Annotated in this window: 16 protein-coding genes and 1 pseudogene; 8 read left to right on the top strand and 9 right to left on the bottom strand. The window is 53.2% G+C overall.

Features of this window, described 5'->3' with window-relative positions:
• Positions 1-77: 77 nt before the first annotated feature.
• Positions 78-1,418 (bottom strand): putative aminohydrolase SsnA, encoded by a 1,341-nt coding sequence (ssnA, locus tag H6B51_RS13220; protein ID WP_204884141.1) that lies wholly within the window; start codon positions 1,416-1,418, stop codon positions 78-80.
• Positions 1,419-1,797: 379 nt separating this feature from the next.
• Between ssnA and H6B51_RS13225 the strand changes: the two genes are divergently transcribed.
• Positions 1,798-2,436, top strand: coding sequence for a helix-turn-helix transcriptional regulator (locus tag H6B51_RS13225; protein WP_335342160.1), 639 nt, complete (start codon positions 1,798-1,800; stop codon positions 2,434-2,436).
• A 78-nt stretch (positions 2,437-2,514) separates the two neighbouring features.
• Here H6B51_RS13225 and H6B51_RS13230 read toward each other — a convergent pair whose 3' ends face one another.
• A complete protein-coding gene (locus H6B51_RS13230) occupies positions 2,515-3,849 on the bottom strand; it encodes a uracil-xanthine permease family protein (protein WP_204884143.1) in 1,335 nt (444 codons plus the stop codon).
• Positions 3,850-4,108: 259 nt separating this feature from the next.
• Here H6B51_RS13230 and H6B51_RS13235 point away from each other — a divergent pair, with 259 nt between their 5' ends.
• From H6B51_RS13235 to H6B51_RS13245, 3 genes are all read left to right on the top strand, one after another.
• Positions 4,109-5,104: a LysO family transporter gene (locus H6B51_RS13235; protein WP_243421305.1), complete on the top strand. Its 996-nt coding sequence runs from the start codon at positions 4,109-4,111 to the stop codon at positions 5,102-5,104.
• 15 nt (positions 5,105-5,119) lie between these two features.
• Entirely contained in the window at positions 5,120-5,596 is a 477-nt protein-coding gene (locus tag H6B51_RS13240; protein WP_204884144.1) for a CYTH domain-containing protein, read from the top strand.
• Positions 5,597-5,702: 106 nt separating this feature from the next.
• Positions 5,703-5,906 (top strand): hypothetical protein, encoded by a 204-nt coding sequence (locus H6B51_RS13245; RefSeq protein ID WP_204884145.1) that lies wholly within the window; start codon positions 5,703-5,705, stop codon positions 5,904-5,906.
• Positions 5,907-6,068: 162 nt separating this feature from the next.
• On the opposite strand, the gene H6B51_RS13250 is transcribed toward H6B51_RS13245, so the two are convergent.
• The 3 genes and pseudogenes from H6B51_RS13250 to H6B51_RS13255 form a co-directional block, all read right to left on the bottom strand.
• Complete coding sequence (locus tag H6B51_RS13250; protein WP_243421306.1) at positions 6,069-7,043, bottom strand: hypothetical protein; 975 nt, start codon at positions 7,041-7,043, stop codon at positions 6,069-6,071.
• Between the two features lie 18 nt (positions 7,044-7,061).
• Positions 7,062-7,124: pseudogene (locus H6B51_RS18485) on the bottom strand (zinc-ribbon domain-containing protein); the annotation flags it as partial.
• Positions 7,125-7,191: 67 nt separating this feature from the next.
• Positions 7,192-8,316: a zinc ribbon domain-containing protein gene (locus tag H6B51_RS13255; RefSeq protein WP_204884147.1), complete on the bottom strand. Its 1,125-nt coding sequence runs from the start codon at positions 8,314-8,316 to the stop codon at positions 7,192-7,194.
• Positions 8,317-8,496: 180 nt separating this feature from the next.
• On the opposite strand from H6B51_RS13255, the gene H6B51_RS13260 reads away from it, so the two are divergent.
• A complete protein-coding gene (locus H6B51_RS13260) occupies positions 8,497-8,832 on the top strand; it encodes a helix-turn-helix domain-containing protein (RefSeq protein ID WP_204884148.1) in 336 nt (111 codons plus the stop codon).
• 29 nt (positions 8,833-8,861) lie between these two features.
• Here the strand turns inward: H6B51_RS13260 and H6B51_RS13265 are convergent, their stop codons facing one another.
• From H6B51_RS13265 to H6B51_RS13275, 3 genes are all read right to left on the bottom strand, one after another.
• Positions 8,862-9,446 (bottom strand): recombinase family protein, encoded by a 585-nt coding sequence (locus tag H6B51_RS13265; RefSeq protein ID WP_204884149.1) that lies wholly within the window; start codon positions 9,444-9,446, stop codon positions 8,862-8,864.
• 143 nt (positions 9,447-9,589) lie between these two features.
• Positions 9,590-10,315: a class II glutamine amidotransferase gene (locus H6B51_RS13270; protein ID WP_243421307.1), complete on the bottom strand. Its 726-nt coding sequence runs from the start codon at positions 10,313-10,315 to the stop codon at positions 9,590-9,592.
• A 212-nt stretch (positions 10,316-10,527) separates the two neighbouring features.
• Positions 10,528-11,643, bottom strand: a complete 1,116-nt coding sequence (locus H6B51_RS13275; protein ID WP_204884151.1) for an amidoligase family protein — start codon at positions 11,641-11,643, stop codon at positions 10,528-10,530.
• 363 nt (positions 11,644-12,006) lie between these two features.
• Between H6B51_RS13275 and H6B51_RS13280 the strand changes: the two genes are divergently transcribed.
• Positions 12,007-12,216, top strand: a complete 210-nt coding sequence (locus H6B51_RS13280) for a helix-turn-helix domain-containing protein (RefSeq protein WP_130869742.1) — start codon at positions 12,007-12,009, stop codon at positions 12,214-12,216.
• Between the two features lie 137 nt (positions 12,217-12,353).
• Here H6B51_RS13280 and H6B51_RS13285 read toward each other — a convergent pair whose 3' ends face one another.
• Complete coding sequence (locus H6B51_RS13285; RefSeq protein ID WP_204884152.1) at positions 12,354-13,355, bottom strand: hypothetical protein; 1,002 nt, start codon at positions 13,353-13,355, stop codon at positions 12,354-12,356.
• A 131-nt stretch (positions 13,356-13,486) separates the two neighbouring features.
• Here H6B51_RS13285 and H6B51_RS13290 point away from each other — a divergent pair, with 131 nt between their 5' ends.
• Together H6B51_RS13290 and H6B51_RS13295 are read left to right on the top strand one after the other, a co-directional pair.
• A complete protein-coding gene (locus H6B51_RS13290; protein ID WP_204884153.1) occupies positions 13,487-14,008 on the top strand; it encodes a hypothetical protein in 522 nt (173 codons plus the stop codon).
• Positions 13,992-15,653, top strand: a complete 1,662-nt coding sequence (locus H6B51_RS13295) for a DNA primase family protein (protein ID WP_204884154.1) — start codon at positions 13,992-13,994, stop codon at positions 15,651-15,653. Before H6B51_RS13290 ends, H6B51_RS13295 begins: the two co-directional genes overlap by 17 nt.
• Positions 15,654-15,800: the final 147 nt, after the last annotated feature.

Below are 15,800 nucleotides of genomic sequence, written 5' to 3' on the forward strand. Positions count from 1 at the left end.
TGAATTGCCCCGGCATCAAGGTTTTGCTAGAGGCAAAACGCTTGGTGCGGACAAGCTCAACGCACTTATCTTGGCAATCAGTAAGTGCAGTGGTTCAGCTCGCCCCACAACTTCTTGGCCTGCTCCATAGTCCAGGCGTTGATCTTGTCCTCATCAATGTTCACGAACTCCCGGTCCTTGTAGAGCACCTTGCCGTTGATGATGGTGGTGCGGCAGTTCTTGCCCATCATGCCGAAGAGCATGTGGCCGTCGATGTTGGCGTCGGAGAAGGGGGTGAAGGGCTTGTAATCCATGACGATCACGTCGGCGGCGGCGCCGGGCTCCAGCACACCCAGAGGCTTCTTGAAGTAGCGGGAGCAGATCTTGGCGTTGTTCTGGAAGAGCATCCCGGTGGCCTCGCACCAGCCCACGTTGGGCAGGGCGGCGTTGTGGCGCTGCATGGGCAGCAGCACCTTCAGGCTCTCCAGCATGTCGTGGGTGTAGGCGTCGGTGCCCAGGCCGATGAGGATGCCCTTGCCGTACATCTGCAGCACGGGAGAGCAGCCCACGGCATTGCCCATGTTGGACTCGGGATTGTGGCAGACCATGGTATTGGTCTCCTTGATGATATCCAGCTCGGCGGGAGAGACGTGGATGCAGTGGCCCAGCATGGTCTTCTCGCCCAGGATTCCGTTGTACAGCAGCCGGTTCACAGGACGGCAGCCGTAGTTGCGCAGGGAGTCGTACACATCGTTCATGCCCTCGGCCACGTGGATGTGGAAGCCGGTCATGCCGTTGTTGGCCTCCACCATCTTCTCAAAGGTCTTGTCGGAGATGGTGAACAGGGCATGTCCGCCGAACATGGCGCGGATCATGTCGTCGTCCTGCTCCTGGGCCCACTTGGCGAAGTCGGCGTTCTCCTGGATGGACTGGGCGCACTTCTCCTCGCCGTCCCGCTCGGACACCTCATAGCACAGGTTTGCCCGGATGCCCAGCTCCTTGCACACGTCCTTGATGGCAAAGAGGGAACCGGGGATCTCCTTGAAGGAGGCGTGGTGATCAAAGATGGTGGTGACGCCGTCCCGGATGCAGTCCAGCACGGTGGCGTAGGCACAGGCGCGGGTGCCGTCCAGGGTCAGGTGGCGGTCAATGTTCCACCAGGTACCCTCCAGCACCTCCAGGAAATTGGTGGGGTTGTTCCCCTCGATGGACAGGCCCCGGGCCAGGCCGGAGTAGATGTGGGTATGTACGTTGATGAGGCCGGGCATGATGACGCCGCCCTGGGCGTCCACAAACTCAGCCTGGGGATACTTGGCCTTCATGTCGGCCAGGGTACCTACCTCCTTGACCACCTCGCCGTCCAGCACGACGGCGCCATCCTCCAGATAGGGGGTCGTCTGGCTCCGGGTGATCAGTCTGCCATTACCAACCAACAGCATATTCAGTTCCTCCTAACAGCAAAATATATTTTTGAGCAAAAAAAGATCCATTCCAGCCGGAATGGACGGGACAACTCCGGCTGACGGGGTACATTGTTCAACATTTAGCCGAATTTTAGGTCCATCCAGCCCGTGCGTTTTAGCACTCCGTTACAGCCGCAGCATTTGTGGTTCAGTTTTGTGCACTTTGTATAGATTCGTTCCTGTTACTTTTATATATTACCACAATTTGCCCGGAGTTGCAACACTTTTGTTAGAAAAACTAAAAAATTTTTAGGTGCATAAATGAGTTGCATCTTCCGTGAAATATGGTACAATAGATCGGATAATGATGGTTCATCATTCCATGTACATATTTTCGCGGAAAGGAGGTAATTTCGTGCCAGATGCATCTTCTCTCCAATTTCTCCTGAAGCTGGCAAAAGGCATCGCCAGCCAGTTCGGCCCCAACTGCGAAGTGGTCGTCCACGACCTGGCCACCAACGATCCGGAGAGCTCCATTGTGGCCATTGAGAACGGCCATGTGACCGGCCGCAAGGTGGGCGACGGGCCCTCCCATGTGGTTCTGGAGGCGCTGCGGGGCAACCAGGTCCAGCTTCAGGATCATCTAAGCTACCTGACCCGTACCAAGGACGGCAAGATCCTCAAATCCACCACCATGTATATCCGGGACGATGACGGCACCCCCATCGGCATCTTCGGCATCAACTATGATATTACGCTGCTGCTGGCCATGGAGAATATGCTCAAGCAGTTCACCGCCACCGAAAAGGATGAGAAGGAACCGGAGTCCATCTCCCGCAATGTGTCCGATCTGCTGGACGAGCTGCTGGAGCAAAGCGTGAAGATCGTGGGCAAACCCGTAGCCCTCATGAACAAGGAGGACAAAGTCAAGGCGGTCCAGTTCCTCAACGACACCGGCGCTTTCCTTATCACCAAAAGCGGTGACAAGGTCTGCAAGTACTTCGGTATCTCCAAGTACACTCTGTACAGCTACATTGACGAAGCCAAGGAATGATCCAATCTCACCGTTTCATCCCAGGAAAGGGCCCGGCTCCTGAAAGAGCCGGGCCACTTTTCTTTCCCGGAGGAAAGCTTATTTCTTGGCAGTCTCCTTTTCCTTGGGCAGGACCAGGTTGAGGATGATGGCCATGATGGTGGCCACCACCACGGAGGAGGAACCGAACACGGTGTTCACCCAGTCGGGAAAGCCCTCGCCGGCCAGGCAGCCGGACACCTGGGTGATGCCCACGCCCAGAGCCACGGACAGGCCCACCACGGAGCTCTTGCGGGAGGTGAAGCCGCCCTCGGTGATCATGCGGATACCGGTCATGGTGATGGTGGCGAACACGGAGATGGTGGCGCCGCCGATGACGCACTGGGGAATGGTGGTGAGGATGGAGGCGAACTTGGGCATCAGGCCGGCCACCAGCAGGATCACGGAGGCCAGGGTAAAGACCGCCCGGTTGATGACCTTGTTGACGGTGACGATGCCCACGTTCTGGCTGTAGGAGGCGGTGGGCAGGCCGCCAAAGAAGGCGCCGATGATGCTCATGATGCCCTGACCCACGATGCCGCCGGACAACTCTCTGTCAGTGGGCATGCGGTCCATGCCGCCCATGGTGGTGGAGGACAGGTCGCCGATGGTCTGCACTGCGTTGACCACATACACAATGGCCAGGGAGACGCAGGCGGAAGGAACGAACTTGATCTCAAAGGGCATAACCTCAGGCAGAGCGAACCAAGAGGAGCCGCTGACGCCGGACAGGTCCACGATACCCAGGAAGTAGGCCAGGATATAGCCCACGATCATGCCGCACAGGATAGCGCCCAGCTTGAAAATGCCCTTGGTGAAGTTGGACAGGATGACCACCACGGCCAGGGTGATAAGGGCCACCACCCAGCTGCGCACATTGCCGAACCACTCAGTGCCCGCGCCGCCAGCCATATACTTGACAGCAGTGGGATAGAGGGACAGACCGATGGTAAAGATCACGGTACCGGTAACCAGCGGGGGGAACAGGGGGCGGATCCACTTGACAAACACGCCGAAGACGATAGCCACGATGCCACCGATGATCTCAGCGCCCAGGATGGTGGAGATATCGAATTGCTCGCCGATGGCCTGGAGGGTGGGGATGTACGCAAAGCTGATGCCCATGATGACAGGCAGGCCGGAGCCGATGCGGTGGAAAATGGGGAAAAGCTGGAGCAGAGTGGCAATGGCCGTGAGGATCAGGGAGACCTGGATCATCAGGGTCTTTTCCGACTCGCTCAGCCCGCAGGTGTTGGACACCAGGATGGCAGGGGTGATGATGCCCACCACGGCAGCCACCACGTGCTGGAGTCCCAACGGGATCAGTTGTCCCGGCTGGGGGATACCGTTCCACTGGAATACGGTATCGGTACTGTTGTTCTTAGGGGTACCCATTCCATTCACCTCTCAAAAATATTTTTGTGTGCTAATACTTTTTTATCCAACGCAACTATAACCGATTTTCACCCCCTTTGCAAGTGGAAAGTGAAGTATAGCTGTCAAAAAACTAACGAGTTTTTTATGCAAGTTGCAGAATGTTTCCCAGAGATTGGCATATGTCTGTCTCCTGGCCGCCAGAGGTGGACTTTCCTCTCGGTATGTGGTACAATGTGCCCCGACGCCAGGGCCCCCAAGGCCCAAAGGATGCATAATTATGGTAAAAGGATGGATGGGCATGGGTACCACTCTCAGCACCCTGAGCAATCTGGCAATCTATATCGCTTTGGTGGTGTTGGGGGCCTTCATCGGCTCCCGAAACGCTGTGCGCCGCCACCCCTTGGTGTGGGTGGGGAAGCTGCAGTTTGTGGCTCTGATGATCCTGATCGTCACCTTGGGGGTTAACCTGGGGGCCAATGACGAGGTTATTTCCTCTCTGGGACAGATCGGTCTGGCCGCCTTCCTCATCACCGTACTGGCCCTCTTTGGCTCTGTACTGGCCCTCACTCTGCTGCGCCGTTTCGTGTTGAAGCTGGACCGGTTTGGTCTGCCCCGAGGCGCCACCGAAAGCGCCCGGCAGGGAGGCTCCGCTGGTGGAAAGGCGGACAACGCCCTCACCAAATGGATCATTATCGCCGTGGTGCTGGGGATGCTGGCCGGCCGTTTCCTCCTCCCCCCTTCCGTCACCGCCCACTGCGGCACGGTCATCAACTTTGGGCTTTACCTGCTACTGTTCATGGTGGGCATGGATATGGGCAAGCAAGGCACCTTCCTTAGCGATATCAAGACCGCCGGTTTTCAGGTGCTGCTGGTTCCGGTGGCGGTGTGCGTCGGTACCCTGGCCTTCGCCGCTCTTGCAGGACTCTTCCTTCCCCTGGGGGTAAAGGATGCTATGGCCGCCTCCGCGGGCATGGGCTGGTACTCCCTGGCCCCCACCCTGTTGGCTCCCTATTCCGCCCTGGTATCCGCTATAGCCTTTCTCTCCAATGTCATGCGGGAGATCTTCTCCATCCTGCTCATTCCCCTGGTTGCCAAGCACCTGGGCTATGTGGAGTGCGCCGCCCTGCCCGGGGCCGCCGCCATGGACACCGTGCTGCCTGTGGTAGTGGGTGCCACACACGAGCGTATCACTATTTATTCCTTCACCTCCGGCGTGGTGCTCTCCCTGGCGGTACCCATTTTAGTGCCCGCCCTGGTGGCTCTGCCCTTTTAAAAGGAGGTTTTTCGTATGGAAATCGAGCGCCGTTGGCTGGTGGATCGCTGGCCTGATGCAGCACCTGCCGCCGTGCTCCACATGGATCAAGGCTATTTTACCACAAATCCAGCCATCCGTATACGACGGGAGGCTCCGGATGGTGGGGAACCCGCCTATGTGCTCTGTTTCAAAGGGGGCGCCGGACTGGTCCGGGAGGAGATCGAAATTCCTCTGGATCTTGACCGGTACCGCCGGCTGCTGGCCATGCTGGGCAAACCTATGATTCAAAAGGAGCAGCGCCGCTATCCTCTGCCCGGTGGGCTTACCCTGGAGGTCAACCAGGTGGACCCCCAGCTGGATACCGACTTCTTCTACGCCGAGGTAGAATTTTCCACCGAGGATGCCGCCATAGCCTGGACCCCTCCGGCGGAGTTGGCCGCCTACCTGTCCCATGAGGTCACCGGCCAGCCCGGCGAGAGCATGGCTGCCTACTGGGCCAGGACCCGCTGAATATCAGGGGCTGTTGCAATCACGCAGCAGCCCCCTCTTATTTTCTTTCCTTCCCTTCTGTCATCCTCTATTAAGGCATAGAATGGCACAAAGGGGGGTTTTATTTATGGGAAAAATCATTTTGCTGCGCAGAAAGACCTTGGCGGTGCTGGCCTGCATACTGGCTGCCGCCGCCATTTTTTATGTAGTGAACTATCCGGCAGCGGTGTCCACCGCCGCTACTTCCCGCCAGCTGCCCATCTATTGCGTCCAGCGAGACCAGAAGATGCTGTCCATTTCCTTTGACGCCGCCTGGGGTGATGTGAAATAGCGGCGCCCGGGAATTACCCCGGGCGCCGCATAGGCTGTCAAAAAGCCTCCCGCACAGAAATCCACACAGAGTCCCGCAGTTGCTGTGGTCTGTGCCAGCAATGTGCTGTCGGTACATTGTCTTTAGGCTGCGGTCAATACAGGCTTTTCAGAAATACCCGATTCAGCTGCCATAAATCGCTCCAAGCACAATGGCCAGAGAGAAGATATCCATATAAGTTTCCCCATTATATGTTACGCTGCTTATGCTGGCATAGACATAGTCATCGGTATACTCTACGTCAAAGGTGGCCTCAAATTTTGCAAACAGATCTGGCTGAAATCCGCTCAGTGTGACGAGATAATGGGTGTTATCCACCTTTTCAGAACTCCACCGTGCATTCTCTACAGTAGAATCAACCGCCTCACCCAACGTCATGGTCCCATAATCCTCAAAGACTATGTCCTGGAGGTCGCTGACCGGGTTGCGGATCAGGCTGGGCACAAGGGTCGCGACGATCACATACCCTACGAAAGCCACAATCATCGCAGTAGCGACACGCCGGTAGGTCTTGGTTTTCTTGACTTCCCGCTCGTCCTGAGTGCGCTGCTCCACATAGTCAGGAAGGAGCTTGTGGAGTATGCTCTGATAGAGTTCATCCGCCTCCAGGTAATCTTTTGCAACTTGAAAGCCCCCCTCCAGTTCCCATTTGGAGGTGGAAGAGCCTTCTAGAACCAGTTTGAGCGTGTTCGTACTGTCTGGAACCAATTTCAGCTTGAACTGGACCCCACCTTTGATGGCGGCTTCAACAAACCCGATCTGTTGACCAGTCTCCGTCTCCATAAGCCCTTCGCTTTTTATGATGACCTTATCGGAGTAGGGTTCGTCCCTCAAAATGGATGAAATAGTACTATATTCAATTTGATTTGGGATCGCAGTGCCTTCGACCAACCGTTTTTTTACGCGGCGGGCAAGCGTTCTGGGCTTTATGACCAGTGCATACACACAGAAGGCAAATGCCAGGATCAAAAGAGTCCCCTCAAATTCCATTCCTATTATCATTGCAACGGCCAAAAAGATGGCTACCGCAACCAGTACCGGCAAAAAGCGTCGGGTTCCCCCGTGATGGATCTCGGCTGCGGATGGGTTTTGCTCCACAGGAGTGGAAACCGCCTGACCACAATTAGGGCAAAAGGAGGCATCCTCTGGAATTTCCGCGCCGCAGTGCCTGCAATGCATGTCTCTCACATCCCCTATTTGCTATTTTTATATGTATTTGGCCAAATCGACTTTACAGCAGGACAAATCACCCGGTATAATACGGATTCTCGTATGGATATTCTGCAGGATCTGCCGGTACGAATTTGAGATCATATGAGATGTCAGGATCAGCGTAATAAATATAAGCCTCCAGCCAATAATTATTTCGGACAATGTCGAGTGCATAGATTGGTTCACTTCCCACACCGGTATCTGCACCACTTGCACTCAAGCCGTCATCCGTTTTTAGTTCGACCTCAAAATCTCCAGCGGCAGTAGCTATATATGCGTATGCCTGCTGCTTTGTTTCATCCCTGTAGCCAATCATAATCATGAAGCCGCTCCCATTCTCGTCCTGCCAACTACCAACAAAATTGTCAAATCGGCCCGTTACGGTATTGAGAGAATCATTATCTTCTTGGTCATTGGAATAGGATGAAGCGGCACCGGGCTCTTGTTCGTAATTTTCCGTAGGAGGAAGTTCCTCATTGGATAAGGAACCATCCTGGGTTAAAGAGTAATCCTCATCTTGATCGTTGCTGTCGAAATCGATATCTGACAGCGCCGCCCCCCAAAAACTGTTTACCACAACCGTTGCAATTCCCATGCAGATTGCAACAGCGGCAACCCAAGCGGCCAAAAACAGGATCAGCGATTTCAGCGTTACCCCCAGCGACTTTTCTCCCACAGAGCTGCTCATTTTCTGCTTGCAGACCGCGCAATACTCGCGGTTAAACTTCAAGCCAAAGCGGATGTCGGCAATCAGAAGCCAAAGCCCGGACACAATGGATAAGACAGTACCCGCCAGCATGGGCACAGGTTCAATGATGCCGGTTCCAATGGCGGAGAGCAGATAGCCGACCAGGAAGAGAATAAGGGGGAGCAAGAAGTACTTTCGGAACAACCCGCCGCATTTGCGGTAGAAGCACATCGCCGGACCAAGCAGCAGAGCTGCCCAGTTGAAGCGGAACTTTTCTCCCACTTCGATTTTCTGAAATTCGGTTAAATAATACGCCGCGTTCTTCCCCACGGCGGTCCCCACGGAACTTCTGTCACTGCCCCCGCCCGGAGCCGGCGTCCTCTGCGGCACAGGTTCCCCCGTTGGTGTGCCGCAGCCGGGACAGAACCCAGCGTCAGGCGGTAACTTCTTTCCACATTTCGCGCAAAACATGGTTCATGCCTCCTTTTCCTTTATCTATCCTATCCTTTGATTCTGCTAGGCCTTAAATTTTTTGAGGTACTTTCCGTGTTTTTTATTCTACCCTATAAGTTCTCTTTTTTCAACCCTAATAGTTTATTTATAAATAGAACTCTCCGGGATAGACTGAATGAAAACGCTGGAGGGTTTCGCATGGAATGGGCAGAGATTGGCGGCAGGATTCGCAGACAGCGGGAGTATCTGGGCTATACCAGAGAACAGTTTGCCGAGCTGCTGGAGGTTACGCCCAAATTTTGCTCTGATATTGAGCTGGGAATCAAAGGGATGTCCGTCCCCACCCTCTGCAAAATCGCCCATATCCTGCGTCTGTCCACAGATTTTATTTTATTCGGAACATTAGAAGATGACTGCTCTGAGCCCTTGGAACTTCTGCTGAAAAGCTGCTCCACCGCAGAACGCGGCTATGCCGAACAGCTTCTGAAAACCTTCCTTCTGGCCATGAACAGCAAAAAAGATTCGCCCAAGTAACGGGCGAATCTTTTTTGCTATATCACCTCTCAACGCACTATGCTGAGATATTTATAGATCGTAGTACGGCTCACACCGCAGACACGGGCAAATTCGCTGATATTGAGCTGGCCGGACCGGTAAGCCGGATAATGCCGGTAGAAAATCGCCGGAATCGTATCCGCAGTGACTTGCGGCCGCCCGATCAATTTCCCCTTCGCTTTCGCGTTTGCCATGCCTGAGCGCACACGGGCCCGGATCATGGCCAGCTCCAACTGGCCGAATACCCCTGCCATCTGGAGAAACGCCTCCGTCATGGGGTCCGCACGGCCTTTCCGACAGTCCATCGTAATACTGCCTACGATCATCAAACAGAGGGACTTGCTTTTTATCAAGTCAATCACCTCACAAAGCTGTTTCGTACTTCGGGCCAGACGGGAGACCTCCAGCGTGATGATGGTATCCCCTTCCTGCGCCAGCGCAAACATACTCTGCTGGACTTGTTTCATGGCACTGTCCCCGTGCTCGTACTCCAGGTAGACCTTCTCCGCCCCGGCAGCTTTCAGCTCCCGCACCTGGCGGTCAATATCCTGCTTGCTCTCGTTGGTACTGCATCGGGCATATCCAAAGTTCATGTTCACCACCTCCCGCGGTGTCCAGAAAACCAGTTGTTAGACTGAACACCACAAATCTATCCACCAGCGCTGCAAAAATACGTTTTTTCTGCTGATTTTGTTCAGGAAATTCCGATGGCCCTTTTGCGGACCGATCCTCGGCATCAAAGCTCGCCGCAATACAGGAATTCTTCCAGTTCTTCCGGGGAAAAGCCATCTGCCGCCAGCCTGTCGATTTCCTCCGGGGCATATCCAAAAGCAGGAGCCACTGATTTCAGCTCGTCCAAATAACTGAGGGCGGCTTTCACCGGAACGGTAGGCCGCAGCTCCCATGGGGCACAGAAACGCCGCCAACGCGGATCGGGCCAGGCCGGGAGCAGCCTGGAGTCGTCGAATTGGCCTCTTGTAATTTGGCCCGCAGCGGCGATCCGTAAGATATCCCCGCATTGTGTTGGGATTTTGACGGCCTCCCCCAGCCGGAATCGCAAACGGCAAATCGCCCGCCGCAGGATCTCCTCAGTCGAAGCATAAAGGTAAAGCCCTCTGTTTGGGAAGTGATACAGACACATGGGATTGTCGCCCTTGACGATATACAGATCATCCGCTCCGCTGAGGACGGTAAAGGTAAACGAGCCCTCCAGCTGTTCCGCCATACGGCGCAGGCTCTCAAAGCTCAGCGTATGGGACTGCTCCAGCAGCTGCACCCCGATATAGCTGTCCGTCTCGATTTTCGCTGCGGGCAGTCCCAGTTTCCTGCGCAGCGTCTTATCGTTCCGAATCACGCCGTTGTGCGCCAGGGAGAACATCCCATCGGATACGGTTCCCCGGAACGGGTGGTTATTGTAGTTTCTTTGCTCACTCCCCTGGGTCGTCAGCCGCGTATGACCCATAATGGTCCACACATCTCCGGGGACATGGAAGCGCATCTGATGGGCCGGAAGAGGGCGCTTGTAAATACAGAGCCTGCCATGACTGTGGTAAGCGATTCCCGTGGCATCTGTCCCTCTGACCTCGCAGGAGACGGATAAGACCGCGAGTATGTGGTTTCTCTGCTTTTGGGTCAGAGAGTGGCCGTAGTCGATGACTCCAAACAAGCAGCACATCACAGCTCCTCCTCCCCGGAAACGGGGTCATTGACATAGATCCGCCGCTCCTTGAGGTACCGCACCAGCTCCGGGGCCTGGCAGCCAGAGACAAAACTGGTCCAGGACAGAGCTTTCAACTCGTCATCGGACAAATAAATTGCCACATCACAGACTCGGTCAACGAGCTGTAATGTGGCAATCAATGTATTGTAGTTCAGTGTCCCGCGAAACATACGAAATTCAATCGTATCGCTATTTTGGAGGTTCACGCAGGAATATCGCCCCCCTCCGTGCCCTTTTTTCGCATGGTCCAGAATGTCCATTGGATGATCTTTTAAACCATAGCGGGCAGCCCAGCGTTCCAACTGACGCGGCGTGCGGCGGCTGAATTTCAGCAGTTCCTCCCAATGTTTCTCAAAGAAATACAGGACCCGGGCCATGCTCGTCTCTTGCTCCCGGTGAGTGGAGCCGAATGCTGCCCGGCTTACATGGACGTGGAGGCCGCATGTTCCGCACTGGTGACTCCGATAGCCCATCGTGACCGCCTCGCGCATGACTGCCTTCCAGGGCATCTCCTTCTGGTGGAATTCCAGAGTCATGGGGTGCGTAACAATTTCAAAGCCTTCGTCCAAAGAGCCGTCGTGCTTGCAGTAAATCAAATCTTCCTTGGCGTTTGCCAGGGCCAAAATCGTTTTGGCGTTCCCAGAGGATTCTCCGGCTCCGTCGATCTCCAGTTCCACGCCCAAATATCGATTTCCATGCCCGTAAAAGATTGGCTCCGGCTTGTACGAGTAGTCCTGTATTGCTCTCCGCCGGGCACTTCTGATATAGCAGTCGTAGCACAAAGGCTCCTCATTATCTTCATCGTCTCTGGAGTAATAAGCGCTGTCATCACGAAGTAAAGCTCCGCAGCGGATACAGTTGATGTAATCCCGCTCGTAACACCGCTGGCAGAGCGGAGTGCCATCGCTGCCGGCATTCTCATCCGCCCAGATACGCGCTCCGCAAACCGCGCAGAGTACGGTTTCCTGCTCAAAGCAGTCAGAACACAGCTCCTGGTCCCCGAAGGTTTGCCTCTGGCCGCCGGAATATGCGCGCCCGCAGATCCCGCAAGTAAAAACTTCGTCTCTCATGGTTCATTGTCCTCCTGTTTCACAAAATAGTCGATGGCCGCGCACAGCAGCGCCGCCGCAGCCGCCAGAAGGACTCCGAGAAACTTCTCCCGGAGCTCCTGGCGCTGGTCCATGGTCACCCCATGGTGGCGTAAACCCGCCGAAACAGCTGATTTACCAATTCCACAATGACGGCACGAATCACAGACAAAAGCGCTTTCAGCATGGCGTCCTACCTCCTTCTCCTATAAAATCAAAAATACCGGGAACCGCAGATGAGGCGCAGGCCTCAGCGGTTCCCGGCATTCTATGGAAATGATATTTGTTTGAGGGGGACAGAAAAACCAAACAGGGTGTTAAATAATCAATGGGAGGTTTTTTACCATGCGAGAGGAAGCGTATCTTGACTGGCGGGAAAATGAGCTGCTGGAGCGGCTGCCCGTGGTATTGACAGCGCAGGAGGCTATGGACGTTCTAGGCGTAGGAAAAAATACCATCTACCGTCTGCTGGACTCCGGAAAGCTGAGAGGATTTCGGGTTGGGCGAAGCTGGAGGATTACAAAAGATGCGATCTTGGAGCTGACCGGATTATGATCGTTCTGGACAGATGGGCAGATCAAAGCAGTAAAATAAAAACGAAGAAGCGGTATAGGGTGATTCCGATACCGTTTCTTCGGCAAAGCTCAAATTTAATCTGTCCATCTGCCCGAAATAAAAATCTCGAGAGCGTATCAGATGAGTAAATTGATTAGGTCTGGGAGGTCTTTTGTGATCATTTTCATTTCATCTTCTGTTGGCTCTCGGTTTTCATCCTCGTGCTCAGAATACCATAATTCGCTTCTGAATAGATACAAAAAGCGGTCATACGGAGATATTATATCATATCTCTGTAAATGCTTCATTTGGAATTGCTCGATAAGCATGAGCAATTCTTGCTTACAGGGATCAAGATTACGGCGAAATGGACCTTCACTTTTTCCCGCAGTATGGATAGGAAAATCTTTGGTAATAAGCGACAAAAGGCCTGTTAAATCCTCAAAGGCATCCATCGTCATAGTTACATTGCACACATCCTGCAGATGATGGGTCAATGTGCTAAACAGCAGAATTTTCCCAAATATCCTGCGAATTTGACCCTGTTTCTGCTCATTCTGCAATGAATTCAAAGTGAGCTTTGAATATTCGCAACGCCAATTTTTAAGATTGAATAATTTTTTTGCTCGATTCAGGAGAGGGTCTTTTCCGCTGCGTGTTATGGCATAATCTTGCCATGCATTCGTTTTTAGGTCAACATACAACTTGGCAGTGCCTTGCAGAGATACCTCGTCAATGGGGTAGCCATCGGCATCGAATTGTGCTTTCCCCTGTTTTTTGCGATTCAAAAAATAGCTGTAAATCAAGATTGGAAGCATCGCTGCGACCAACGGATTATCCCTAGGGAGCATGGTATCTAATTCAATAGAAACCATAGCCAGATCGGTGTTAACAGCGCTGGGGAGACTAAATTGACGGTGATATTTCTGCTGTGCCTCCGTGCTTTTTGTACCTGACCCGCTTTGTATTTTGCAGGCGCAAAGAGGTTCCAACCATGACTTCAGATCTCCAAACCATGCAGGCCTACGGTTCTCCACGCCGTAGGCCTCTTCACAATCAATGGTGGAACCTTCATGGAGAAGACTTCTCCAATAACGGCCAATTTGTTCCACTGCCTGATGATACAAAGCGGCAGACATAAAGGGGCCATTTTTAAATTTCTCAGAAATTGGAAACGCCTCCAGATTTATTTTTGTGAATCAGGCCTCACCCGGCAGACTCTGGTATGATTCTAATGGCAGGAGGCCCTGCCAGAAAGGAGAAAGTCAAGATGAACAACGTAAACACCAGGGACTACCAGACGAGGGAGATCATTGACGCAATTAACGCCGGGCAGCCAGACGTTTATGCCGTCATGCGCAACCCTGATACCCGCCAGCTGTGCCTCATTTACATGCACCGCTACCTGCCGCTGGCGCGCTTCGAAATGAGCTTGCAGCGGGATGACGGCGAAGTTTTTGAGGCAAATGCAGACACAATGGGGTGGAAGCTTGGCCTGAGTACCGATCCGGACAAGCCGACAAGTGCCCGCCTTGTTCTCCTGGATCAGCAGGATACAATCATTTTGACCTCCGTTTGCGACTGTTTTTCAGGACAACTCTGGCTTATCGGAGAAGGACACCCTAGTTGTCATCGTCCCGCCATGCATTGTGTCTTTGGCTGGGAGAAGTCCAATACAGTCGGGTCATTGCAGCTCGACAGATCTCCCATTGTGGCGGAGCATTGGAGACTGTCCGCCCAATACCTGCGGCCAGCCTGGCATCAGGAGGCGATAAATGCATCTCAACTTTGATTTTGCGGCGTCCAAATTTTGGCATGAAGACCACTCTGACGATCCAAAAGAATCCCGTTCTGAAGTACCCACCCTCATGTTTCCGCAGTCGTCCTGGGACTACCAGGACGACCGCGGTTTGGACTGCAGTATCTCCCAGGGCATACAAACAGGGCCTGAACTGCAATGCCCCACGGAACTGCTGGATGCATCCGCATTAAAACCAACGAAGAGGATCTCTGAGCCCTGTCAATTTGACTGGAAGTGGCCAGAGAAGCCATTTCCAACAAACATGTGTGGGATACAAAAGCCGGATATCAGTGTTGGCATAGGGAAACGTCAGGTGAGCCGGGACCTGGTCCATCTGGAGGAGTTCCTGCCCCAGAAGCTAATATTGATGTACTATCAGGATTGTCTGTGTCAATTCGATAGGGTGTGTTGGAAAAAATTGAGTGCCCATCAGGCGGCGGTACTGTTTAAGGCAACGCTGCAAGAGGCTGACCTTGCAGATTGCCTGACAAACAGCGATTATCGGAAGTTAATAAAAATGGTGAGTGAGAGCCCTGAAATTCAGCAGGAGGAAGAGCTCGAACCGCCTCCCTACACAATCAATTTCCTCGATGGTACGCTTGACCTGGGAACGGGCGTGCTGTATCGGCATAACCCAGACGACGGTTTTTTCCGTGTGGTAAGATTCTCTTATCAACAAATTCGGAACAGTCAGGAGCAAGGAATCGCTTTCGAGTCATTCATCCGACAGGTCAGCAACGGCAATCCGGAGATCCGTCAACAAATTCTGGAATTGATTGCCCTGATCCTTTCAGAAACTAACCTGAAACGCTTCTATGTGCTGCTGGGGCCTAGTAACACAGGAAAGTCTCAGATCGGTAAATTTCTGGAGAAGTTGGTCGGTGAGGAAAATGTAGTCGCAGTCCGAGGAATGCACGATTTCTCCAATCAGTGGACTACCGGCAGTATGCAGGGGAAGCGCCTGGCTTCCTGCCTGGACTTGCCGGACAAGCCCCTTCCCAAAGACGCAGCCGGGATTATCAAGCAGATGGTGGGCGATGACACTGTTAAGATCGAGGAAAAATATAAGTCCCCCGGTCTCATGCGGAAAAAGCCCATCCTGTTTTTTGCAGGAAACTATCCGCTTCATGGAAATGCGCTGGACGAAGCGCTCCTGAACCGCATGGTGATCATCCCCTTTACAAATCCCTGCCCAGTTGAAAAAATGAAACAGGAACTGTTTCAGGATTTTTTTGCAGAAGCCCCTTATATTATAGAACAAGCCATCTGTGCGTTTCAAGCATTGATGGACAGAAACTTCCAGGTCACATGCGTTCAGGTTCCTGAAGAATACTCGCCTCAGATTGGGAGTGACAAGATATTGCTTCTGGGGGAGTTTGTAGATCACTGCTGTGAGCTTCAGAGCGAGTGCGAGACTGAGACTGGCGATCTTTTCTGCGCTTTCTGCCACTTCTTATTCTTGAAAGGTCACCCACCGATGTCAGAAATTGATTTTTCCAGGCAGTTCAACGATTGGATCCGCAGGGAACATCTTTCGGTCAGACCTGTAAAGCGGGTTAACGGATGCGGTTCCAGAGGGTACCAGGGCATTCGGGTCTTACCAGAGTACCAGGCGAGCCCATATCAGGTATGTTAATCCCCCCGACCACATATTATTTTTATAGAATATGGAATAAATGAGTCCTGCAATAAAAGTCAATAGTTGAAATGAAAAAAGTCCCGCAAAATTTGTGTGACTGAAAAAGAGCATAACAAAACAGACTGGAGAAAAAGATTCGCCAGC

It is taken from the genome of Pseudoflavonifractor phocaeensis, assembly GCF_016901955.1.
In the GTDB taxonomy this organism is placed as follows: domain Bacteria; phylum Bacillota; class Clostridia; order Oscillospirales; family Oscillospiraceae; genus Flavonifractor; species Flavonifractor phocaeensis_A.